Annotated in this window: 18 protein-coding genes; 13 read left to right on the top strand and 5 right to left on the bottom strand. The window is 69.8% G+C overall.

Annotated features, from left to right (window positions below; genetic code table 11):
- Positions 1 to 69: 69 nt before the first annotated feature.
- Complete coding sequence (locus G3T37_RS14625) at positions 70 to 1,164, bottom strand: DUF2510 domain-containing protein (RefSeq protein ID WP_338401166.1); 1,095 nt, start codon at positions 1,162 to 1,164, stop codon at positions 70 to 72.
- A gap of 230 nt (positions 1,165 to 1,394) precedes the next feature.
- Between G3T37_RS14625 and G3T37_RS03365 the strand changes: the two genes are divergently transcribed.
- The 3 genes from G3T37_RS03365 to G3T37_RS03355 are packed head-to-tail and all read left to right on the top strand — an operon-like array spanning position 1,395 to position 4,396.
- Complete coding sequence (locus G3T37_RS03365; RefSeq protein WP_163472044.1) at positions 1,395 to 2,552, top strand: inorganic phosphate transporter; 1,158 nt, start codon at positions 1,395 to 1,397, stop codon at positions 2,550 to 2,552.
- Positions 2,549 to 2,755: a hypothetical protein gene (locus G3T37_RS03360; protein WP_163472043.1), complete on the top strand. Its 207-nt coding sequence runs from the start codon at positions 2,549 to 2,551 to the stop codon at positions 2,753 to 2,755. Before G3T37_RS03365 ends, G3T37_RS03360 begins: the two co-directional genes overlap by 4 nt.
- A 54-nt stretch (positions 2,756 to 2,809) precedes the next feature.
- A complete protein-coding gene (locus G3T37_RS03355; RefSeq protein ID WP_241732074.1) occupies positions 2,810 to 4,396 on the top strand; it encodes an aspartate ammonia-lyase in 1,587 nt (528 codons plus the stop codon).
- 20 nt (positions 4,397 to 4,416) lie between these two features.
- Here the strand turns inward: G3T37_RS03355 and G3T37_RS03350 are convergent, their stop codons facing one another.
- Both G3T37_RS03350 and G3T37_RS03345 read right to left on the bottom strand, forming a co-directional pair.
- The gene (locus tag G3T37_RS03350) at positions 4,417 to 5,022 is read right to left on the bottom strand and encodes a hypothetical protein (protein ID WP_163472042.1); all 606 of its coding nucleotides are present in this window, start codon (positions 5,020 to 5,022) and stop codon (positions 4,417 to 4,419) included.
- A gap of 112 nt (positions 5,023 to 5,134) precedes the next feature.
- Positions 5,135 to 6,586 carry an AlkA N-terminal domain-containing protein gene (locus G3T37_RS03345; RefSeq protein WP_163472041.1) on the bottom strand — a complete coding sequence of 484 codons (1,452 nt, stop codon included), beginning with the start codon at positions 6,584 to 6,586 and terminating at the stop codon, positions 5,135 to 5,137.
- A gap of 73 nt (positions 6,587 to 6,659) precedes the next feature.
- On the opposite strand from G3T37_RS03345, the gene G3T37_RS03340 reads away from it, so the two are divergent.
- The 4 genes from G3T37_RS03340 to G3T37_RS03325 are packed head-to-tail and all read left to right on the top strand — an operon-like array spanning position 6,660 to position 10,015.
- The gene (locus G3T37_RS03340; RefSeq protein WP_174247721.1) at positions 6,660 to 8,024 is read left to right on the top strand and encodes an FAD-linked oxidase C-terminal domain-containing protein; all 1,365 of its coding nucleotides are present in this window, start codon (positions 6,660 to 6,662) and stop codon (positions 8,022 to 8,024) included.
- Positions 8,025 to 8,083: 59 nt separating this feature from the next.
- Positions 8,084 to 8,788: an MDR/zinc-dependent alcohol dehydrogenase-like family protein gene (locus G3T37_RS03335; RefSeq protein WP_163472040.1), complete on the top strand. Its 705-nt coding sequence runs from the start codon at positions 8,084 to 8,086 to the stop codon at positions 8,786 to 8,788.
- Between the two features lie 9 nt (positions 8,789 to 8,797).
- The gene (locus G3T37_RS03330) at positions 8,798 to 9,184 is read left to right on the top strand and encodes a hypothetical protein (protein ID WP_163472039.1); all 387 of its coding nucleotides are present in this window, start codon (positions 8,798 to 8,800) and stop codon (positions 9,182 to 9,184) included.
- Between the two features lie 9 nt (positions 9,185 to 9,193).
- Positions 9,194 to 10,015 (top strand): hypothetical protein, encoded by an 822-nt coding sequence (locus G3T37_RS03325; protein WP_163472038.1) that lies wholly within the window; start codon positions 9,194 to 9,196, stop codon positions 10,013 to 10,015.
- A gap of 10 nt (positions 10,016 to 10,025) precedes the next feature.
- Here the strand turns inward: G3T37_RS03325 and G3T37_RS03320 are convergent, their stop codons facing one another.
- Positions 10,026 to 11,348, bottom strand: coding sequence for an MFS transporter (locus G3T37_RS03320; RefSeq protein WP_163472037.1), 1,323 nt, complete (start codon positions 11,346 to 11,348; stop codon positions 10,026 to 10,028).
- A gap of 86 nt (positions 11,349 to 11,434) precedes the next feature.
- On the opposite strand from G3T37_RS03320, the gene G3T37_RS03315 reads away from it, so the two are divergent.
- The 4 genes from G3T37_RS03315 (at position 11,435) to G3T37_RS03300 (ending at position 16,065) form a co-directional block, all read left to right on the top strand.
- Complete coding sequence (locus G3T37_RS03315; RefSeq protein ID WP_163472036.1) at positions 11,435 to 13,678, top strand: UvrD-helicase domain-containing protein; 2,244 nt, start codon at positions 11,435 to 11,437, stop codon at positions 13,676 to 13,678.
- Between the two features lie 314 nt (positions 13,679 to 13,992).
- The gene (locus tag G3T37_RS03310; protein ID WP_163472035.1) at positions 13,993 to 14,808 is read left to right on the top strand and encodes a nuclease-related domain-containing protein; all 816 of its coding nucleotides are present in this window, start codon (positions 13,993 to 13,995) and stop codon (positions 14,806 to 14,808) included.
- Between the two features lie 41 nt (positions 14,809 to 14,849).
- Positions 14,850 to 15,293: a VanZ family protein gene (locus G3T37_RS03305; RefSeq protein WP_163472034.1), complete on the top strand. Its 444-nt coding sequence runs from the start codon at positions 14,850 to 14,852 to the stop codon at positions 15,291 to 15,293.
- Between the two features lie 25 nt (positions 15,294 to 15,318).
- Positions 15,319 to 16,065: a dienelactone hydrolase family protein gene (locus G3T37_RS03300; protein WP_163472033.1), complete on the top strand. Its 747-nt coding sequence runs from the start codon at positions 15,319 to 15,321 to the stop codon at positions 16,063 to 16,065.
- A 48-nt stretch (positions 16,066 to 16,113) separates the two neighbouring features.
- Here the strand turns inward: G3T37_RS03300 and G3T37_RS03295 are convergent, their stop codons facing one another.
- Positions 16,114 to 17,301, bottom strand: coding sequence for a MarP family serine protease (locus tag G3T37_RS03295; protein ID WP_163472032.1), 1,188 nt, complete (start codon positions 17,299 to 17,301; stop codon positions 16,114 to 16,116).
- A 164-nt stretch (positions 17,302 to 17,465) separates the two neighbouring features.
- On the opposite strand from G3T37_RS03295, the gene rpsO reads away from it, so the two are divergent.
- Entirely contained in the window at positions 17,466 to 17,735 is a 270-nt protein-coding gene (rpsO, locus tag G3T37_RS03290) for a 30S ribosomal protein S15 (protein WP_152584157.1), read from the top strand.
- A gap of 321 nt (positions 17,736 to 18,056) precedes the next feature.
- A complete protein-coding gene (locus G3T37_RS03285; RefSeq protein WP_163472031.1) occupies positions 18,057 to 18,785 on the top strand; it encodes a DarT ssDNA thymidine ADP-ribosyltransferase family protein in 729 nt (242 codons plus the stop codon).
- Positions 18,786 to 18,804 lie beyond the last annotated feature (19 nt).

Genomic DNA, 18,804 nt, shown 5'->3' with positions numbered 1-18,804 from the left:
TGAGGAGTCAGGGTCCCTCGGAAAGGAACTTACTACCCAAACACGCAAACCAGCGGGAGGCTAACCGTGCTACTGGCTGACGTTGTAGACGCCCCAGTCGCTGACCACCCAGGCGATCCATCCGTTCTGGCGCTGGAGGCTGGCCGTCACCTTGTAGGACTGGCCCGAACCGATCTTCACGAGCGTGCAGGTGAACTCCTGACCCATCACCGTCGCCGGCGGGGTCGGGCACTTCACGCTGACGATGGGGCCGAACACCGAGGCGTCGTGCTCGATCGACTGGGCGGCCTCGGCGGAGAAGACCTGGGGCAGAGCCGAGATGACGAGACCGGGAACGGCGACGAGTGAGCCGAGCTGGAGCAGCACGAGAGCGCCCCACACGAGCACCGGCGCGAATCCGTTGCCCGCCTTGACCACGATGCGGATCGCGCGGGCGACCAGGTAGACCGGAATCGAGAGCAGAACCCAGGCCCAGGAGGCCGGCTTCTCGAAGCCCTTGGCCTTGAGCGTGCGACGGTCGGAGATGGCGAGCGGAATCGCGATGAAGTAGGGCGCGATCCAGATGCTCGCGATGACGCCGACGCTCGTTCCACCGGCACCGGCCGCGGTGACGATGAGCAGCGTCGCGACGAGCTGCAGAATCGGGATGAGCGCCATGATCCAGGCGCCACCGGTGTTCGAGCTGGCTCCACGCACCGGGGCGGCGGTCGCCACGGGCGCTGCCGTCGCTGCCGGCTCCGCAACGCGCGCGGCGGCGGGGATGACCTGCTCGGGTTCCACGCTCTGGGGCTCCGCGCTCGTCGCGGGTGCGGTGAACTCGGGCATCGGAATGACGTCGGGCGCGGGCTCGTCGGCGGGCAGGGCGTCCCAGGACGGCGGCTCGAGTTGAAGCAGCGCTTCAGCGGTCGGCGTGCCGTGGCCCGCGCCGCGAAGATCGGACGCGAAGTCGCGCTCGCGCTCGCGGCGCTCGCGCCGCGTCGGAAGCTCGTCGCCTTGCAGTTCGTCGTCGGCCCAGGCGAGCTTGGCCTCCTGGATCACGATGGGCGCGCGGGCCTCCGTGGTGTGCTCGGTCCACCCATGGTTGTCCCACCAGCGCATCTGCGGCAGGCCGAGCGGGTCCGGGTACCATCCCGCCGGTACCCCGAAGCCGTTGTCGTCATTCACGTCGTATTCCCCCCGGAATCTACATCTGTGCGGGTTATATGAACTCTATGGATGGATCGTGGTGAGTAATAGTCTCGAGCCGCCCCCAAAACGCGGGCCGGTGGATCCCAGCGGTCGCGCCACATTCTAGAAGTGCGAGGGAGCCTCAGGGAAGGCGCGCGGGCGCCGTTGTTCGCTTTCGTTTATGCCCGAGTTGCACCCGGTTCACTCGGCTGTAAGACTCGTCCGCGGTGGACATCTCGCTCATGGTCGCGCTGGTCATTGCACTGGCTCTCTTTTTCGACTTCACCAACGGATTCCACGACACCGCCAACGCGATGGCCACGCCGATCGCGACGGGGGCCCTGAGGCCGCGCACCGCTGTCGCGATCGCCGCGATCCTCAACCTCGTCGGGGCCTTTCTCTCCACCGCGGTCGCCACGACGATCTCCGGGGGACTCATCAACGAGGGGTCCAACGGCGTACAGATCACCCCGACGCTCATCTTCGCGGGCCTCATCGGCGCGGTCCTGTGGAATCTCGTGACCTGGGTGCTCGGCCTGCCGTCCAGCTCCAGCCACGCCCTCGTCGGCGGCCTCGTGGGCGCGGCGATCGTCGGCGCGGGGTTCGGTGCCATCAACATCGGCAATCTGCTCTCCAAGTTCGTGATCCCCGCCGTCCTCGCCCCGATCACCGCTGGTCTCGTCTCCTTCCTCGCCACCCGCATCGCGTATCGGCTCGTGAAGAAGCGACAGCGCGAGGGGTTCCGCTACGGGCAGGTGTTCACGTCCTCGCTCGTGTCGCTGGCCCACGGCACCAACGACGCGCAGAAGACCATGGGCGTGATCACGCTCGCGCTCATCGCCGGCGGCTTCCAGGGTGCGGGAACGGGACCGCAGTTCTGGGTCATCCTCGTCTGCGCGCTCGCGATCGCGCTCGGCACCTACTCGGGAGGCTGGCGCATCATCCGCACCCTCGGCCGCGGACTCACCGAGATCGAACCCGGCCAGGGATTCGCGGCCGAGGCGGCGACGAGCGCGACGATCCTCGCGTCGAGCCATCTCGGTTTCGCCCTGTCGACGACACAGGTCGCGTCGGGCTCCGTCATCGGAACCGGCATCGGCAGGAAGGGCGCGTCGGTTCGCTGGCGCACCGCCGGCCGCATCGCGATCGGGTGGGTCATCACGATTCCCGCGGCCGCGGTGGTCGGGGCGATCGCGGCGTGGGCCGCCCTTCTCGGCGCGGCCGGCGTCATCACGGATGCCGTGGTCGCCACCGTCGTCATCGTCGCCATCTTCCTGATCTCCCGTCGCTCGAACGTCTCCGCCCGATCGCTCACGATCGAGCCGACCCAGTTCGTCCGGCCGAAGCGCCGTAAGACCAGCAAGAAGGAGAGGGGAGCGGCATGACGATCGAGTGGGGAAACTTCCTCATCGTGCTCGTCGCCTCCATTCTCGCGGGGTGCGGCACGGTCATCCTGTTCGCTCTCGGGCTCCGCTTCGCGGGGCCGGACACCCGGCGCCTGCGACCCCTCGGCGTGGTCTGTTTCGCGTTGTGCGCGGCGCTCATCCTGTACGGCGTCTACCTCGTCATTCCCTTCTTCCACCGCTGAGAACGGCGGGAGCGGGCGTTAGGATCGCTGTCGACAGTCGAAGGAGATTGATCAATGACCACGTCGCCACAAGCAATGACGTCCACCGGATTCGCCGACGGATCCCTCATCGACGAGCAGCGGATAGAGGGTGATGAGAACCCCGTGACCACCAACGGCCCCTCGATCGGATCGGAGGAGGTGGCCTCCGCGCCGCGAACCCGCACCGAGACCGACTCGCTCGGCAGTCTCGAGGTACCGGCTGAGGTGTACTGGGGAATCCACACCGCGCGCGCCCTCGACAACTTCCCGATCACCCGCCGGGCCATCTTCAACTACCCGGACCTGATCGCCGCGCTCGCCCGCGTGAAGCAGGCCGCCGCCCGCGCGAATCGCGACATCGGTGTGCTCAGTGCGGAGAAGGCGGAGATCATCGACCGCGTCTGCGAGGAGATCGTCGCGGGACGCCTCCACGACCAGTTCGTGGTCGGGGTCATTCAGGGCGGTGCCGGCACGTCGACGAACATGAACACGAACGAGGTCATCGCCAATCGCGGTCTCGAGCTGATGGGGCATCCGCGGGGCGACTACTCCGAGCTGCACCCGATCGACGACGTCAACCGCAGCCAGAGCACCAATGACGTGTATCCGACGGCCATCAAGCTCGCGATGGTGTTCTCGCTGCTTCGCCTCCTGGCCGAGCACCGGCTCCTCGCCGACTCCTTCGCCGCCAAGGGCAGGGAGTTCCGCGGCATCCTCAAGGTCGGGCGCACCCAGCTGCAGGACGCGGTGCCCATGACGCTGGGGCAGGAGTTCAACGGTTTCGCGACGACGCTGCGCGAGGACTTCGACCGGTTGAGCGAGGTGGTGCCCTGGCTCAACGAGATCAACCTCGGTGCGACCGCGATCGGTACGGGGATCACGGCGGATCCGCGCTACGCGGAGGCGGTGCGGCTGCACCTCGTCGAACTGACCGGCATCGACATGGAGACCGCGCCCGACCTCATCGAAGCGACCGCCGACGCGGGCATCTTCATGACGCTGTCGGGAACGCTCAAGCGCGCGGCCGTCAAGCTGTCGAAGATCTGCAACGACCTGCGCCTCATCTCGAGCGGGCCGCAGGCGGGCTTCGGGGAGATCAACCTGCCGCCGCGGCAGGCGGGGTCGAGCATCATGCCCGGCAAGGTGAACCCGGTCATCCCCGAGGTGGTGAATCAGGTCGCCTTCTCGGTGATCGGCGCGGATGCGACCGTGACCGCCGCGGCGGAGGCGGGCCAGTTGCAGCTGAACGCCTTCGAGCCGGTCATCGCGCACAGCATCCTGCAGTCACTGGCCTGGATGACCAACGCCTGCCGCACCCTCCGGGTCAACTGCGTTGACGGCATCACCGCCAACACCCTGCGCCTCTCCCAGCAGGTCGGTTCGAGCGTGGGGGTGGTCACGGCACTGACGCCGTACATCGGCTATGCGGCGTCTGCCACGCTCGCGCACACCGCGCTCACGACCAACGCCTCGATCGCCGAACTCGTGGTGGAGGCCGGCCTGATGAGTCAGGAGGATGTGGAGCGCGTCCTGTCGCCCGAGCGCTTGAGCGGCATCGCGGCGGTGACCGACTCGATCGCGATCGTGACCGACCGGCCCGAGGAGTCCGACCGGGAGTGAGCGGCCCGGCGCGCCTCGCGCTAGACCGTGTCGTCCTCGTCGATGTTGCCCAGCTCGGCGAGGGCGCGGTCGCGCGTCTCGGCGACCCTCCCGGCCGCGTCGGTGGCGGAGCTGACGGTGCGGTCGGCGATGTCGCGGGCGGCGCCCGTGGTCTTCTCCACGGCGTCTTTCGCGAGTCCCGTGGTCTTCTCGACGGCGCCCCTTGCGAGTCCGGTGGTGCGGCCCGCGGCGTCCTTCGCGAGCTCCGCGGTCTTGCCTGCCGCATCCTTCGCGATGCCGGCGGTCTTCTCGGCGGCGTCACGCGCGATTCCGGCGGTCTTGCCCGCCGCATCCCTCGCTAGGTCGGCGGTCTTGCCCGCGGCGTCCTTGGCGATTCCCGCGGTCTTGCCCGCCGCATCCGCGATGAGTGCCGGCGTGGCCTTGGCAGCCGACTCCGCTTTGGAGAGCAGCACGGGCCCCTGTTCGCGCGCGTACACGATCGCCTCCTCGCGCACGCGCGTCACCCGCGGGTTCTCCCACAGGCGGCGAGCACCGCGCGCGAGCTGCTCGTATCGCTCCCGCCCCGCGCGGGCGCCGAGGACGTAGCCGACGAGAAGGCCGATGACGAGAAGCTGCTTGGGTTTCATGCCGTCAGCCTATTCGGGCTCGCCGACACCGGGGAGGGCTTGCGTAATGCTCTGCGGCAGCTCACAGGCACCTCCCGCGCCGCGCGGGCGCCCGTCCGAAGGGGCGCGCGTCTCAGGACGGCGTCGCGCGCCGCCACAGGTGCAGGGTCGCGTAGCTGCGCCACGGCGCCCACCGCACCGACAGTCGTTCCAGTTCGCGCGGTCGGGAGGCAAGGCCGAGCGCGGCGGCGTTCCGCTGCACGACGAGGTCGCCGGGAACCAGGATGTCCGGCGACCCCAGCACTCTCATCGCCAGATACCCGGCGGTCCACGGGCCGATTCCGGGATACCGGGTCAGAGCGTCCAGGAACTCGGGGACCGGCGTTCCGAGATCGAGACGCAGTCGGTCGTCTGCGATCGCCTCCGCGACGGTGACGATCGAGGCGACTCGGGCGGCAGGGCCTCGGAGGACCGTCGCGCCATGCTCCGCGAGCGCCGCCGCGGAGGGGAAGGCGCCATCGTCGCCGAGCTCCCTGCACAGGCGTGCGATCGTGCTGCGGGCGGCGGCGACCGACACCTGTTGACCGAGGAGGGTTCGGAACAGCGTCTCTTCCGCGTCGAGCGACCCCGGGATCCGGATCCCGGGCCGCGAGGCGACCAGCGGGGCCAGGGCGGGGTCGGCCGCCAGCACGGCGTCGATCGCAACGGAGTCCGCGTCGAGGTCGAACAGCCGGCGAACTCGGGCGACCAGGGTGCCGACGTCGGCGACCGTGCTCAGGCGCGCCGTGCAGAGCACCGCCGTGGCACCGTCGAGCGCGAGCGAGACCGTCGCGGGGCCACCCGGCAGGCGCATCCGACGCTCGAAGACGCCGCTCGATGCAGTCTCCAGCCCTTCGACCGCGTGATCGGCGAAGAAGGCGAGCAGACCCGCGCCGTCGAAGGGGGCTCGCGCCGGAAGCCGGAGACTGAGGCTGATGGCCTCGCCGGGCACCGTGCGGTCGGGCTGCCGGCGGCCGAATCGCGCGCGCAATGCCGTCGGGGTCGTTTCGTACACCGCGAGCACGGTGTCGTTGAACTGTCGGATGCTCGAGAAACCGGCCGCGAAGGCCACCTCGGCGATGGAGAGCGAGGTGGCGACGAGCAGGGTGCGGGCGGTCTGGGCGCGCCGGGCGCGGGCGAGGGCGAGCGGGCCGGCGCCGAGCTCCGCGACGAGCACGCGCGTGAGGTGGCGCGGCGTGTAGCCGAGCCGCTTCGCGAGGCCGGTCACACCGTCCCGTTCGACGACGCCGTCCTCGATGAGTCGCATCGCGCGGGCGGCGAGGTCGTCGCGCAGGTTCCAGTCCGGGCTCCCCGGCACCGCGTCGGGCTGGCAGCGCTTGCACGCGCGGAGTCCGGCCTCGTGGGCGGCCGCGGCGGTGCGATAGAAGCGCACATTGGCGGGATTCGGGGTCATGGCGGGGCAACTGGGCCGACAGTAGATGCCCGTCGAGTGCACGCCCGCGATGAACTGCCCGTCGAAGCGGGTGTCCCGTGACGCAAGGGCGCGGAACCGCTCGGCGAACTGGGTGTCGGTTTCGGCGGTCACCTCTCAACCGTCGCACGACGGCGTCCGGATGACTAGCGGAAATCGGACACGGCTCGGTCGCTAGGATCGGATCGTGAGCAACGTCGTCAGCAGCATCGAGGTCCAGTTGCGCGATGCGCTCGGCGACCGGGTGTCCGCGGCACCCGAGCTGCTCGAGTCGGCGCGCACGGACCGGTCGGGTCAGGTCTCCGACGGGCCTCCGGCGGCGTTCGTCTCGGCGCGCAGCATCGCCGACGTTCAGACCACGCTCCGCATCGCGAACGAGCACCGCATTCCCGTCGTGCCGCGCGGCGCGGGCACCGGTCTCGCCGGCGGGGCCATCGCCGGTCGCGGTGAGATCGTGCTGTCCACGCTGGAGATGAACCGGATCCTCGAGGTGAACGCCGACGACGAGCTCGCGGTCGTCGAGCCGGGGATCATCAATGACGACCTCAACCGGGTGCTCGCGCCCCGCGGCCTGTGGTTCGCACCCGATCCGGCCAGCAAGGCGATCTCCACGATCGGCGGCAACATCGCCACCAACGCGGGCGGGCTCCTCTGCGCGAAGTACGGCGTGACCCGCGAGTCGGTGCTCGGCCTGAAGGTCGTGCGCGCCGACGGACGGCTCCTCACCCTCGGCCATCGCACCGTCAAGGGCGTCACCGGCCTGGACCTCACCGCGCTCATGATCGGCTCCGAGGGCACCCTCGGTGTCATCGTCGAGGCGACCCTGAAGCTGAGGGCGCTGCCGAGCGGCGCCGCCTCGACCATCGGCGCCTACTTCGACACCGTCGAGCAGGCGGCCCGAGCCTCCGCCGTCATCACGGCCTCCCGCCTGCGGCCGGCGGCGATGGAGCTCATCGGGCAGTCCGCACTCAGGGGCATCGGCGACTACCTGGGGCAGGATCTCGGCGATCGCGGCTCCTACCTGCTCGTGCAGATGGACGGAGCGGCGGCGGCCGCCGAGGCCGATGCCGCGGTGGCGATCATCCGTTCGCTCGGGGGCGATGCCGAGCTCTCCTCCGACCCGGAGATCGCCGAGCGCCTGTTCGCGATCCGGCGTTCCTTCCATCCCGCGATGAGCGCGCGCGGCACGGTGCTGATCGAAGACGTGGCGGTACCGCGCAGTCAGCTTCCGGCCATGTTCCAGGCGATCGGCGAGATCGAACGACGGTACGGGATGACCATCCCGACGGTCGCTCACGCCGGCGACGGCAACCTCCACCCCAACTTCATCTTCGAGGGCTCAGAGGTGCCGCCCGAGGTCTGGGCGGCCGCCGACGAGCTGTTCCTCGCCTGCCTGCGACTCGGAGGCACGCTCACGGGCGAGCACGGGGTTGGGCTCCTCAAGAAGCGCTGGCTGGGCGACGAACTGGGGGAGGAGCAGCTCGAATTGCAGCGGCAGATCAAGGGCGTGTTCGACCCGCACGGCATCTTGAACCCTGGCAAGGTGTTCTGACGCCGCTTGTGGGAATACTCCGGCGGCTCGCTCGGTTTTCTGTCTCAGTGGTACAGAACATGAGCATCCAGACGAACGACAAGCCGGTCCGCACCCCGTCGCTGCGCACGCTCCGCCGTGCCCTTCCTCGCCCGGGTGAGAGCGAGGTGCGCCTGCGCATGGGCGCAATCGGCGTGAGCGCTCTCGGCGTCCAATCCGTCGGCACGGTCGACGCGGTCGGCAAGGGCGCGGTCGGGTTCGCCCAGGGCGACCGGGTCGCGGTGCGCATCCCGGGCAGCCGGGCGGGCTTCCCGCGGATCGCGAGTGAGCGCGACCTGATCGGGATCCCCAAGGACATCTCCTTCGACGATGCAGCGGCACTGCTGCCGGCGGGACTCGTGGCGCGCACGATCGTCAAGCAACTGCACTCGATCGGCCGGGGCAACCGCGTGCACGTCGAGCGCGACGAGGCCGGCATCTCGGCCTTCGTCGAGGCCTGGGTGCGCCACCTCGGTGCGGAGGTCGTCTCAGACGAGCGCCGCGCCCGTGACATCGTCGTCTCCACGGCCGACTACGCCACGGCGCGACGCTGGCGCTTCGGCCACGGACTCGTCCAGCTCGCGGCGGCCGACGTCTTCCAGGCGATGCGGGCGGGCGCCTTCGACGACATCGAGGCTCCCGTGCTGCCGCTCGCGGAGGCCGCGCGCGTGCAGTCCGAGCTGTCGGAGCGTCGACTCGCGGGTCCCGTCGTGCTGATCCCCGGGGACGTGTCGCTCGCGGCATAAACTGGCCGCATGACAGGCATGCCCGGTGAGTCGATCGAACCGTTCAGTCCCTTCCCGGAGTGGGAGTCGGTCGCGGGCCGGGTCGCGCCCTACGTCGGCGATCGCGCCCTCGCCCTCTTCGTCTACGCCATCAGTGAGACCATGGATGCCCGCTCGGCGGCCGCGCGCATCCGCACCCGTCTGGGCTCCGAGACGATCGACCTCTCGCGCATCGAGGTCACCGAGACCGAGCGTCTGCTGATCGACTGGGGGCGTGCGATCGCCACCGCGCCCGCGGCCGTCGATCCCGCCATGGCGAGCCGGGTCACCGCGGCTTTCCGTCCCGAGCTGCGCGGGCTCCTCGTGCAGCTGGCGGCCCTCACGGTCGCCACCGGGGTCGCCGACCTCGTCGGGTAGGGTCGCTGGATGTCTGCCGTCTGGATCGCCGCTGCCGTCGTCACCGCGGTGTGGATGCTCGCGCTGCTCGCCCAGCTCGGCGACGTCGCCACGCTCTTCATCGACTCCCGCACCGCCCGCGACCGTGACGTGCCCGGTCGCATCGGCCGCGAGCGGGTCAATCAGATCTTCTGGGTCGTTCCCCTCGTCGTGGTGCTCGCGCTCGCCATCGGGGTGGGAGTGGACCGCGCGTCCCTGCTCATCTTCGGCTTCGGGACGACCGGGCTCGGCAGCCTGCTCGTGCTCGGGATCGCCGTCATGGTGGTCGCCGCCGGCGGTCTCGCCCTCGCCGCGGTCGCCGTGACCGACCGGCACTCCTACTCGGCCCTGCGCCGCGAGCTCCGCGAGCTGGAGGGCGACCGCCTCACCGATCTGCAGGTCGCGGCGTTCCGTGCGCGGCTGAGCGAGGTGGACGCGCGCTATCGCGACCGGGTTCGCCCGCGGCGCGTGCTGCTCACGAGGGCGGGCGTGGTCCGGGTCGTCCCCGTCGTGATCGGTCTGGCGCTCATCGCCATCGCGTCTGTGGCGGCTGCGGCCGACCCCAGCAGCCGCTACGCCGGCTACGTCGCGCTGTCGGTCTTCGCGCCGGTCGTGAGCGCCATGTTCGGTGCGCTGGGCGTGCGACTCGCGCTCAGCTCGAACAAGGCCTGGGCTCGCGTCTACGCGCGCCAGCGCGTCGATATCCTGACGATCCTCGGTGCGCTTGATCGCAGTTCGCGAAAGGGCGTCGCGGGACTCGGCGACCGGGTCGCCCGTGCTCTCCAGATTCTCCGCGAGCAGCAGCCGCAGTGACTCCCGACCGCTAGGGGGTCGGTGCCAGCGCGTCGTAGCGGCGGAACGAGGGCGCGACCCTCAGGAGCACCGCCATGAGCGCGATGATGAGGGCCCCACCGAGCACCGGAGGGAACCACACGGCCGTGAGCGCGACCCCGAACCCCACGTAGAGGTCGCCGAGGCGTGGCCCCCCGGTCACGACGACCGAGAAGATTCCCTGCAGTCTGCCGCGCATGCCGTCGGGGGCGGCGACCTGGAGGATGGTCTGGCGGAAGATCGACGAGACATTGTCGGACGCGCCGGAGATCGCCATGCAGGCGCTCGCGAGCGACAGGGCGACGAGGTTGGTCCCGGCCCAGTCGGCCGTCGGATGCCCGAGGGCCCCGGTCGCCATCACCGCGAAGATGACTCCGAGGGCCAGGATGCTCGCACCGTAGACCGCGATCGCCCAGCCGACCGCGAGGCCCTGGCGACGCACGTGCACGAGGCGGCCGCTGACGATCCCGCTGAGCAGCGCGCCCACCGCACCCGCCGCGGTGAGCACGCCGACCGTGACGGCTCCGCCACCGATGAGGATCGCGCCGGCCGCGGGGAAGATGGCATACGGTCGGCCGAAGGTCATCGCGATGATGTCGACGATGAATGACATGCGCACGTTCGGTGCGGTCCGCAGGAAGTCGATTCCGGAGGCGATGGAGGCCCAGCCGTGCGGCGAGTGCCCCTCGGGTCGCACGCTCGGCAGCGTCACGATCCCGAACAGGGCGGCGAGGAACAGCACGACGTCGACGGTGTAAGTCAGCGGAAAGCCGACCGCGGCCACGAGAATACCGGCGAGCGCGGGTCCGACAGTCAGCGCCGTGCCCATGCCGATGCCGTTGATCGCGGCGGCCGCCGGCAGCAGTCGCGCCGGCAGCAGCCGCGGCAGGATCGCCCCGCGGACGGTGCCGCTCACGGTCGCGGCGGTGCCGGTCAGCACGCTAAGCACGTAGAGCGGCCAGACGACGTCGACGTGCAGCCAGGCGAGGGCGGCGATCGTGATGGTGGACGCCCAGGCGATGAGTGCGGAGCCGATGAGCACGACGCGTCGATCGAAGGCGTCCGCGAGCATCCCGCCATAGATCCCGAACACGATCAACGGCAGCAGCGTGAAGCCGCCCACGAGCGAGACGGCGAAGGTGGAGTGTGTGAGCTCGTAGATCTGCAGACCGATCGCCACGACCGTCATCTGGCTGCCGATGTTCGAGATGGCCCAGCCGATCATCAACCGCCCGGCCGGCTTCGACTCGGTCAGCGGGGACAGATCGGCGAAGAGCCGGCGCCGTGCGGCCGGACTCGGAGGTGTCGTGGTCATGGGTCCCTGCGTCGGTGGTCACCCTCATTCTCGCAGCGACGCACTCCACTAGACTGGATGGCCGGATTCGAGGGGTTGTTTGACGAGTGGTTTCGCCTGAACTCGCGCGTGAGCGCGACTACGTTTCGACACTGTACGCGCGCCTGGACGCTCTGCGCGACGAGACCCGCGCCCAGCTCGAGGCCGTGCAGCGGGGCAGCGCGGGCGGCACCCATCAGGCGCGAACCGAGCGCGACGCCTTCGCCCGCCTGTACGAGGATCGGATCGCCCAACTGGGCGAGGTGGATGAACGGCTCGCCTTCGGCCGCATCGAACTCGACGACGGCGCGAAGCGCTACATCGGTCGAATCGGACTCCGCGACGCCGATCAGCAGTCGATCCTGCTGGACTGGCGCGTTCCGCAGGCCAGCGCGTTCTATCGCGCCACCGCGGTGACGCCGCTGGGGACGCGCGCGCGTCGGCACCTGACGAGCCAGGGGCGTGAGGTCATCCGGATCGAGGACGAGGTCTTCGACCGCGCCCTCCTCGACGGCGACACGACCGAGCTGCAGGGGGAGGGGGCGCTCCTCGCCGCCCTGACCGCCGAGCGCACCGGGCGCATGACCGACATCGTCGCTACCATCCAGGGCGAACAGGACCGGATCATCCGCTCCGACCTCGCGGGGGTGCTCGTGGTGCAGGGCGGGCCGGGAACGGGCAAGACAGCGGTGGCGCTTCATCGCGCCGCCTACCTGCTGTACTCGCACCGCGAGCGGCTTCGCTCCTCAGGGGTCCTGATCGTCGGCCCCTCCCCGTCGTTCCTGCAGTACATCGAGGCCGTGCTCCCCTCGCTCGGCGAGACGGGAGTTGTGCTCTCGAGCGTCGGCCAGCTGTACCCGGGGGTCGACACCACCCTCGAAGATGCACCCGAGGTCGCCGCGCTCAAGGGCCACGCGCGCATGGCGGAGCTCATCGCGCGCGGGGTGAAGTCACGCCAGCGGGTGCCCGCCGAGCCGCAGGTGATGGACGTGAACGGGGAGAAGCTCACCCTGGAACCGCACGTCGTGGCCACGGCGATGGCGGCGGCCCAGCGCACGCGCAAGCCGCACAACATCGCGCGGCAGCAGTTCCAGAAGGCGGTCCTGCGCGCGCTCGCCGCCACCCTGGCCGACCAGCTGCGATCGCACGGCAACACGATCGACGATTCGGATATGGGCTGGTTGCTGGAGGATCTGCGTGCGTCGTACGACGTGCGGGTCGCGCTGAATACTGCCTGGATGCCGCTGACGCCCGAGAAGTTCATCCAGGACCTCTTCGCCCGCCCGCAGTGGTTCGCCTCGTTGACGCCCCGCTGGTCGCCGGCCGAGCGGGCGCTGCTGCGACGCGATCGGGATCAGCCGTTCACCGTGTCGGATATCCCCCTCCTCGACGAGGCGGCCGAGCTGCTGGGGGAGTTCGATCAGGCGAACGACACGGAGCGTCGCGAGCGCAAGCGGCAGTTCAAGCGCGATGTCGAGAACGCCGAGGCGGCCATCCGCAACATGGGTGTCGAGGGTCTCGTCGACGCGGAGGAACTCGCCGCGGGATTCGGCGAGACGGCGGCGCGGGGCACGACGGCGGAACGCGCCGCGGCCGACCGCAACTGGAGCTACGGCCACGTGGTCGTGGACGAGGCGCAGGAGCTGTCGCCGATGCAGTGGCGACTTCTCCGCAGGCGCTGCCCCCTGCGCTCCTTCACGATCGTCGGCGACGTCGCCCAAGCGAGCGCGGCCGCCGCGGCGCCCAACTGGACGGAAGCGCTCCGTTCGCTCACCGACGCGTTCCGGCTGGAGGAGCTGACCGTCAACTACCGCACGCCGTCCCAGATCACCCAGGCGGCCGAGGAGGTGGCGATCGGGCACGGCCTGCACGTCTCGCGCTCGAGGGCCGTGCGCGCGAGCGAGTGGCCGGTGGAGCAGTTCGTCGTCGCCCCGGATGAGCTCGGCGATGCCGTCATCGACGTCGTCGACGAGGACAGGGAGCTCGACTCACGCGGCACCCTCGCGGTGATCGCGCCCCCGTCGCTCGTCCAGGCGCAGTACCTGGCCCTGCGGGAACGATTCGGGGCGACCGTGGGGCGGGGCGCCCGCGGACTGAGCCTGCCCATCGCCGTCCTCACCCCGCAGGAGGCCAAGGGACTCGAGTTCGACGCGGTCGTCGTCGTCAATCCTCACGACATCCTGGAATCGTCCACCCGCGGCGTCGGAGCCCTGTACGTCGCGATGACCCGCCCGACCCAGCGACTGCGGATCGTCGGCACTCGAGCGCTGGCGCTCGACGCGGAAAGCAGCAGGGAACCGCTGGCCGGTTGACGGGGGAGGAAAAACTCATCGCCCGGTGCTGCGGCAGTGCCTGCAAGTCTCCCGGGCGACGAGTTGGTCTGGAAACAGCATCCACCCGGTCGGCCCGTGACGCAAGCCCCCACGCGCAGTGTCAGCGGCGGGGATGCCCCCGAAAGGGTTTGCCCATCTCTGGGGGTAGCACGGTTCTGCGGGCTCCCGCACACTGTTACTACGAAGTCCTTGGGGGAGGACCTAGCAGATAGCGATAGATCGCTAACGAGGGCCGGTGCGGGGGCGCCGGCCCTCATCTTTTTGCCCAGCCCGAGACGCACGCGAGGGAAGAGATGTCGGACGGACACGCACTGCGCGCCCGCGTTCCCGGTCAATCGGTCATGAGCGACTTCGTCTCGACTCAGCGACAGGCGACACCGCGCACACGAGTGCAGCGCCTATTCGGACGATCTCCCATCAGTGGTGAGAATCGGGTGCGGTACCGCGGCGCCCTCGGCGAGTTGCTCGTCGGCGACGCCCTCGATCACCTCGGACCCGAGTGGGACGTGCTGCACGCCGTTCCCGCCTACGGGGCCCGCCCGGATGAGGGCTACGAGATCGATCACCTCGTCATCGGTCCAGCGGGCGTGTTCACCATCCTCACCAAGAATCACCCGGGTGAGGAGGTGTGGGTCGGCGGCAACACCATGACGGTGGCCGGCGTGCGGGAGGAGCACATCGACACGGCTCGTGCCGAGGCGAGGAGCGCGGCCGCGCTGCTCAGCGCCGCGGCCGGTCATCCCGTGGAGGTTCACCCCGTGCTCGTGATGGTGAATCCCACGAAGTTCCAGGTGCGCGAGCAGCCGGACGGCGTCACCGTGCTCACCTCGCGTCAACTGGTGCGCTGGCTTCTCAAGGCCGACCGGGTGCTCTCCGGGGAGCAGGTCGCCTCGGTCTCCGACGTGGCCGATCGTCCCAGTTCGTGGCGCACGCCCTCGGTGGCGACGCAGGACACCGAGCAACTCCACCGCGACTTCGCGGAGTTCCGCTCCGAGGTCACCATCGCCACGCGGCGTCGCCTGCTCTGGGCGTCGCTCGCCTTCGTCGGGGTCTGCCTGGCCGTCTGGGCCTCGGTTGCTGTGATCGTCGTCAGACTTCTCCTCGGCTGACGTGCAGCCAACGTCCGGCTGGGCCGGGCCAAGATAGGGGGATGTTCCGCCGCCACCCCGTGCTCGCCCTCGTGACGCTCGCCTACCTCGGGCTCGTCGCGTGGATGACGCTGGGGCCGCAGCGGGTGCATCCCCACGACTCCCTCGTGCTGGCGGTGCTGCACCTCCTGCGCGGCCACGCGCAGACCGCCTGGGTCACCTACTCGGGCATCGAGTTCACCTCGAACATCCTCATGTTCCTGCCGATCGGCGTCTTTTTCGTGCTGCTGTTCGGGCGTGGCAAGTGGTGGCTCGCGGTGCTCATGGGGGTTCTCCTCACGATTGCGATCGAGACCGCGCAGTTGTGGATTCCGGGGCGCGTCTCCGACATCCGCGACATCATCGCGAACTCCTCGGGATCGACCATCGGTGTGCTCGTGGCTCTCGTGTTGACGGCGGGCAAGGCGCGCCGCCTTCGTCGCGCCCGGGCCGCCGGCGCCGTGTGACAGGATCGGATCCGGAGGCCACCACATGGGCATGATCGAACTGAGTTACGCGGGCGACACTTTTTCGGCGTACGTCGCCGAGCCGGTGGGGGAGGTGCGTGGCGGAATCGTGGTGATCCACGAGATCTGGGGGCTCGTCGAGCACATCCGGGGAATCGCGGATCGGTACGCCGCGCAGGGATACCTCGCGATCGCACCGGACATCCTCAGCTGGGCCGGGGTCGACCCCGACGTGGGGCTCGAACTGAACCACCTGATGTTCTCGGCGAGCGAGGAGGACCGTGCCCTCGCGCAGCCGCGCCTGCGCGCCGCACTCGCCCCGACCGCCTCACCCGACTACGCAGCGTGGGCAATCGGTGCCCTCCGCGCCGCCGTCGATGTGCTCGCCGTGGCTCCCGGCGTGGACGGCCGCATCGGGGTGCTCGGCTACTGCTTCGGCGGCAGCTACAGCTTCGCGCTCGCCGCCGCCGACGCACGGGTGAAAGTCGCGGTGCCGTACTACGGTTCGCCCCCCGAGGGCGCCGCCGTCGAGTCGATCCGGGTTCCGGTCCTCGCCTTCTACGGCGAAGAGGATGAGCGGCTCATGCAGTCCCTGCCCGAGGTCACGAAGCGGCTCCACGACGCTGGCGTGCGGTTCACCGCGCAGGTCTATCCCGATGCGGGCCACGCTTTCTTCAACGACACGAACCGCGTGATGTACCGTCCCGCCGTGGCGGCGGATGCCTGGACGCGAACCCTGAGCTTCCTCGAGGAGTCCCTCAGGGAAGTCTGAGTCAGGGAAGTCTGAGTGAGGGGAGTCTGCGCGCGGATCGATTCCGCCTCAGCCCTTGGTGCAGCGGCCGGAGGAGACGGCGGCGGTGAGCGTGGGCGCGGACTTCGCGACCGGCTCCAGCGACTTCATCGTGATCGCGTACCCCACGTTCTTCGTGGTCGCGCTCTTGGCGAAGACGAGCCCGCCCACGCTCCCATCGGTGTGCAGCAGGGGGCCGCCCGAGTCTCCCTCCTCGATGTCGGCGGCGAGGGAGTAGACCTCGCGCGGATGGGAGGAGGTTCCGTAGATGTCCGGCACGCTGATCGTTCCCACCGTCGCGACCCCGGCGGGCAGCGTGACGAAGGGGCCGCCGAAGGGGTAGCCGTCGGCCACCGCCTTGTCGCCCTCGGCCAGGCTGGCACCCAGGCGGAGGGCGGGGGCGGGCAGGTCCTTCACCGCGATCACCGCGATGTCGCCGACCGGGTCGAAGTACACGATCGTGCCCTGCACCGCCCCCTGGCCGCGCACCTCGACGAGCGGTTGAGCCACGCCGGCCACCACGTGGGCATTCGTCACGACGCGGTCGTGACTGACGACGAATCCGGAGCCGGACTGGCTCTGGCCGCAGGCGTAGGCGTTGCCGGTGATCTTCACCACCGATCGCGATGCGGCGACGAGAGCGGCCGTCCCGGTGTTGACACTCGGGATGTCCTCCTGGCGGGGGTGCGCCCCGAACGCCTCGGCGATCCGCGGCAGGCTCGTGTCCACGGTGGAGGAGCGGATCTTCGCGAGAAACGCCTGCACCGGGTCGGGAGTCAGTGCGTTGATCGTTCGCACGATCGTCGACGAGGCGACCGCCTGGGAGACGAACGGGATGCCCAACGACACGATGCTCGAGGCGATCATGGAGACCACCAGTGCTGCCACGATCGTGGTGAGGATTCCCCCCAGGGCCCGGTCGGGCACGCGGAGAGCGGTCCGTCGCACCCGGCGGTAGAGCAGGCCGCCCAGGAACGCACCCAGAGAGTGACCGATGACGACGAGCGCGACCACCGCCGCCAGCGTCGCGATCGTGCGGAGGTTCGGGTCGGGTACCCAGGCGGCGACGAACGGGATGAGGAGCACGGCGGCAAGACCGCCGGCAGCGACGCCGAGGATACCGGCGAGACTGCGGACCAGTCCGTTGCGGATGCCGTTCACCAGGTATCCGATGAGCAGGACGAGGACGACGATGTCCGCGATGAGCGAGCCGGGCATCCGCATTCCTCCAGACTGGATGTACCTCTCGACTCTACGGTCTCGCGGCCGGGAGGTCACACTCTGCTAGAATCTCAAGGTTGCCGTCTAACGGCCGCGGATAAAGAGAGCCCGGGCATCCCGCCCACGGGCACCGCGCAACGAGGAGAAAGGGGATCACTTCTATGGCTCTTGAAGCCGATGTCAAGAAGGCGATCATCGACGAGTACGCTACCCACCCAGGTGACACGGGATCCCCCGAGGTCCAGGTCGCGATGCTGACGCGTCGCATCAAAGACCTGACCGAGCACCTCAAGGAGCACAAGCACGACCACCACTCACGTCGTGGCCTGCTTCTGCTCGTCGGTCAGCGTCGACGCCTGCTGGGCTACCTGCAGGACATCGACATCGAGCGTTACCGCTCGCTGATCGAGCGTCTCGGCCTCCGCCGCTAGGTTTCCACCCAGCGGCGAATCGAGATCGCGTCGAACTTGACGAAGGGCCGTCACCCACGGGTGGCGGCCCTTTTCCGTGCGGTGGTGCGCCCCGGAGCGTGCATCGCCGGGGCTCGATGGGCCCAATGCTGAGGAGCTCTTCCGTGCGAGTGGGGGCGGGCCGTGCGAGAACCCCGTAACGTTGAGTCGTGCCGTCACCACGGTGGCGGTGCGCACACCCGCAACGCACGGAGGCCTGGTTTCTTGGACGACGAATGTATCCACGGTCTCACCGGTCGGTTGTGCGCCTCCTGCTATCCGGCTGCGGCGCCGGCTGCCACGGTGGCTCCGGCTCGAGTCCGCGCCGCGCCGCGCACCCCGTCGGCTCGCCGTAGCACCACCGGTGCCGGTCCCGCCACCTCGCTGGCCGCACCGTTCCGCGACGATGTGTCGTCGCAGCGCGCCTTCCACCTGACGCACATCGACAACCTCGCGGGCATTCTCCGCTCGGGCAGCATCTTCGCCCCGCAGTCGGCCGGGTGGGATTTCGCGCCCGCCGTCGACATCTCGTCGCCATCCACGCGTGAGGGCCGCCGTGACGCGGTCGTCACCGCCGACGTGCCGGTCGCCGAATTCGTGCCGTTCTTTCTGTCGCCGACGGCGAATGTCTGGGATGACCTGCGCGCCCGTCGCCCCAGTGCGCGCCTGAGCGCCGCCGCGACCGCCTACCACCCTTCCGAGTTCGTGCTGCTGGTCACCACGGTCGACGCCGTCTGGTCGGCGACTCCCTCGGTCGCCGTGGCCGACGGCGACGCCGCCGCTACCACCACCCGATTCGCGGTCACCCGCGAGGAGTCGGAGCGGATGCTGCGCACCCTGCGCGCTGACCCGGAGCAGGAGCGGCTGCTCGATGCCGAGCTGCTCGTGCACGGCTCGGTGGCATTCGAGCTCATCACGCTCGTGGGCGTCGCGCACGACAAGGCGCGGACCCGCGTCCGTGAGATCCTCGCGGGCGCCGCCCACTCGCCGAAGCTCGCGGTCTTTCCGCCCTGGTTCGCACCGGGCGAGTAGCGGTTTCGCCGCGACCACC

It is taken from the genome of Galbitalea soli (assembly GCF_010686725.1).
Taxonomy (GTDB): domain Bacteria; phylum Actinomycetota; class Actinomycetes; order Actinomycetales; family Microbacteriaceae; genus Galbitalea; species Galbitalea soli.
The sequence above is the reverse complement of the archived record's forward strand: the minus strand, read 5'-3'. Positions and strand labels throughout refer to the sequence as shown.

Coding starts and splice junctions, on each gene's coding strand:
- G3T37_RS03360 (WP_163472043.1), top strand. CDS start 2,549: ATGACGATCGAGTGGGGAAACTTCCTCATCGTGCTCGTCGCCTCCATT.
- G3T37_RS03355 (WP_241732074.1), top strand. CDS start 2,810: ATGACCACGTCGCCACAAGCAATGACGTCCACCGGATTCGCCGACGGA.
- G3T37_RS03350 (WP_163472042.1), bottom strand. CDS start 5,022: ATGAAACCCAAGCAGCTTCTCGTCATCGGCCTTCTCGTCGGCTACGTC.
- G3T37_RS03335 (WP_163472040.1), top strand. CDS start 8,084: ATGAGCATCCAGACGAACGACAAGCCGGTCCGCACCCCGTCGCTGCGC.
- G3T37_RS03330 (WP_163472039.1), top strand. CDS start 8,798: ATGACAGGCATGCCCGGTGAGTCGATCGAACCGTTCAGTCCCTTCCCG.
- G3T37_RS03325 (WP_163472038.1), top strand. CDS start 9,194: ATGTCTGCCGTCTGGATCGCCGCTGCCGTCGTCACCGCGGTGTGGATG.
- G3T37_RS03320 (WP_163472037.1), bottom strand. CDS start 11,348: ATGACCACGACACCTCCGAGTCCGGCCGCACGGCGCCGGCTCTTCGCC.
- G3T37_RS03310 (WP_163472035.1), top strand. CDS start 13,993: ATGTCGGACGGACACGCACTGCGCGCCCGCGTTCCCGGTCAATCGGTC.
- G3T37_RS03305 (WP_163472034.1), top strand. CDS start 14,850: ATGTTCCGCCGCCACCCCGTGCTCGCCCTCGTGACGCTCGCCTACCTC.
- G3T37_RS03300 (WP_163472033.1), top strand. CDS start 15,319: ATGGGCATGATCGAACTGAGTTACGCGGGCGACACTTTTTCGGCGTAC.
- G3T37_RS03295 (WP_163472032.1), bottom strand. CDS start 17,301: ATGCCCGGCTCGCTCATCGCGGACATCGTCGTCCTCGTCCTGCTCATC.
- rpsO (WP_152584157.1), top strand. CDS start 17,466: ATGGCTCTTGAAGCCGATGTCAAGAAGGCGATCATCGACGAGTACGCT.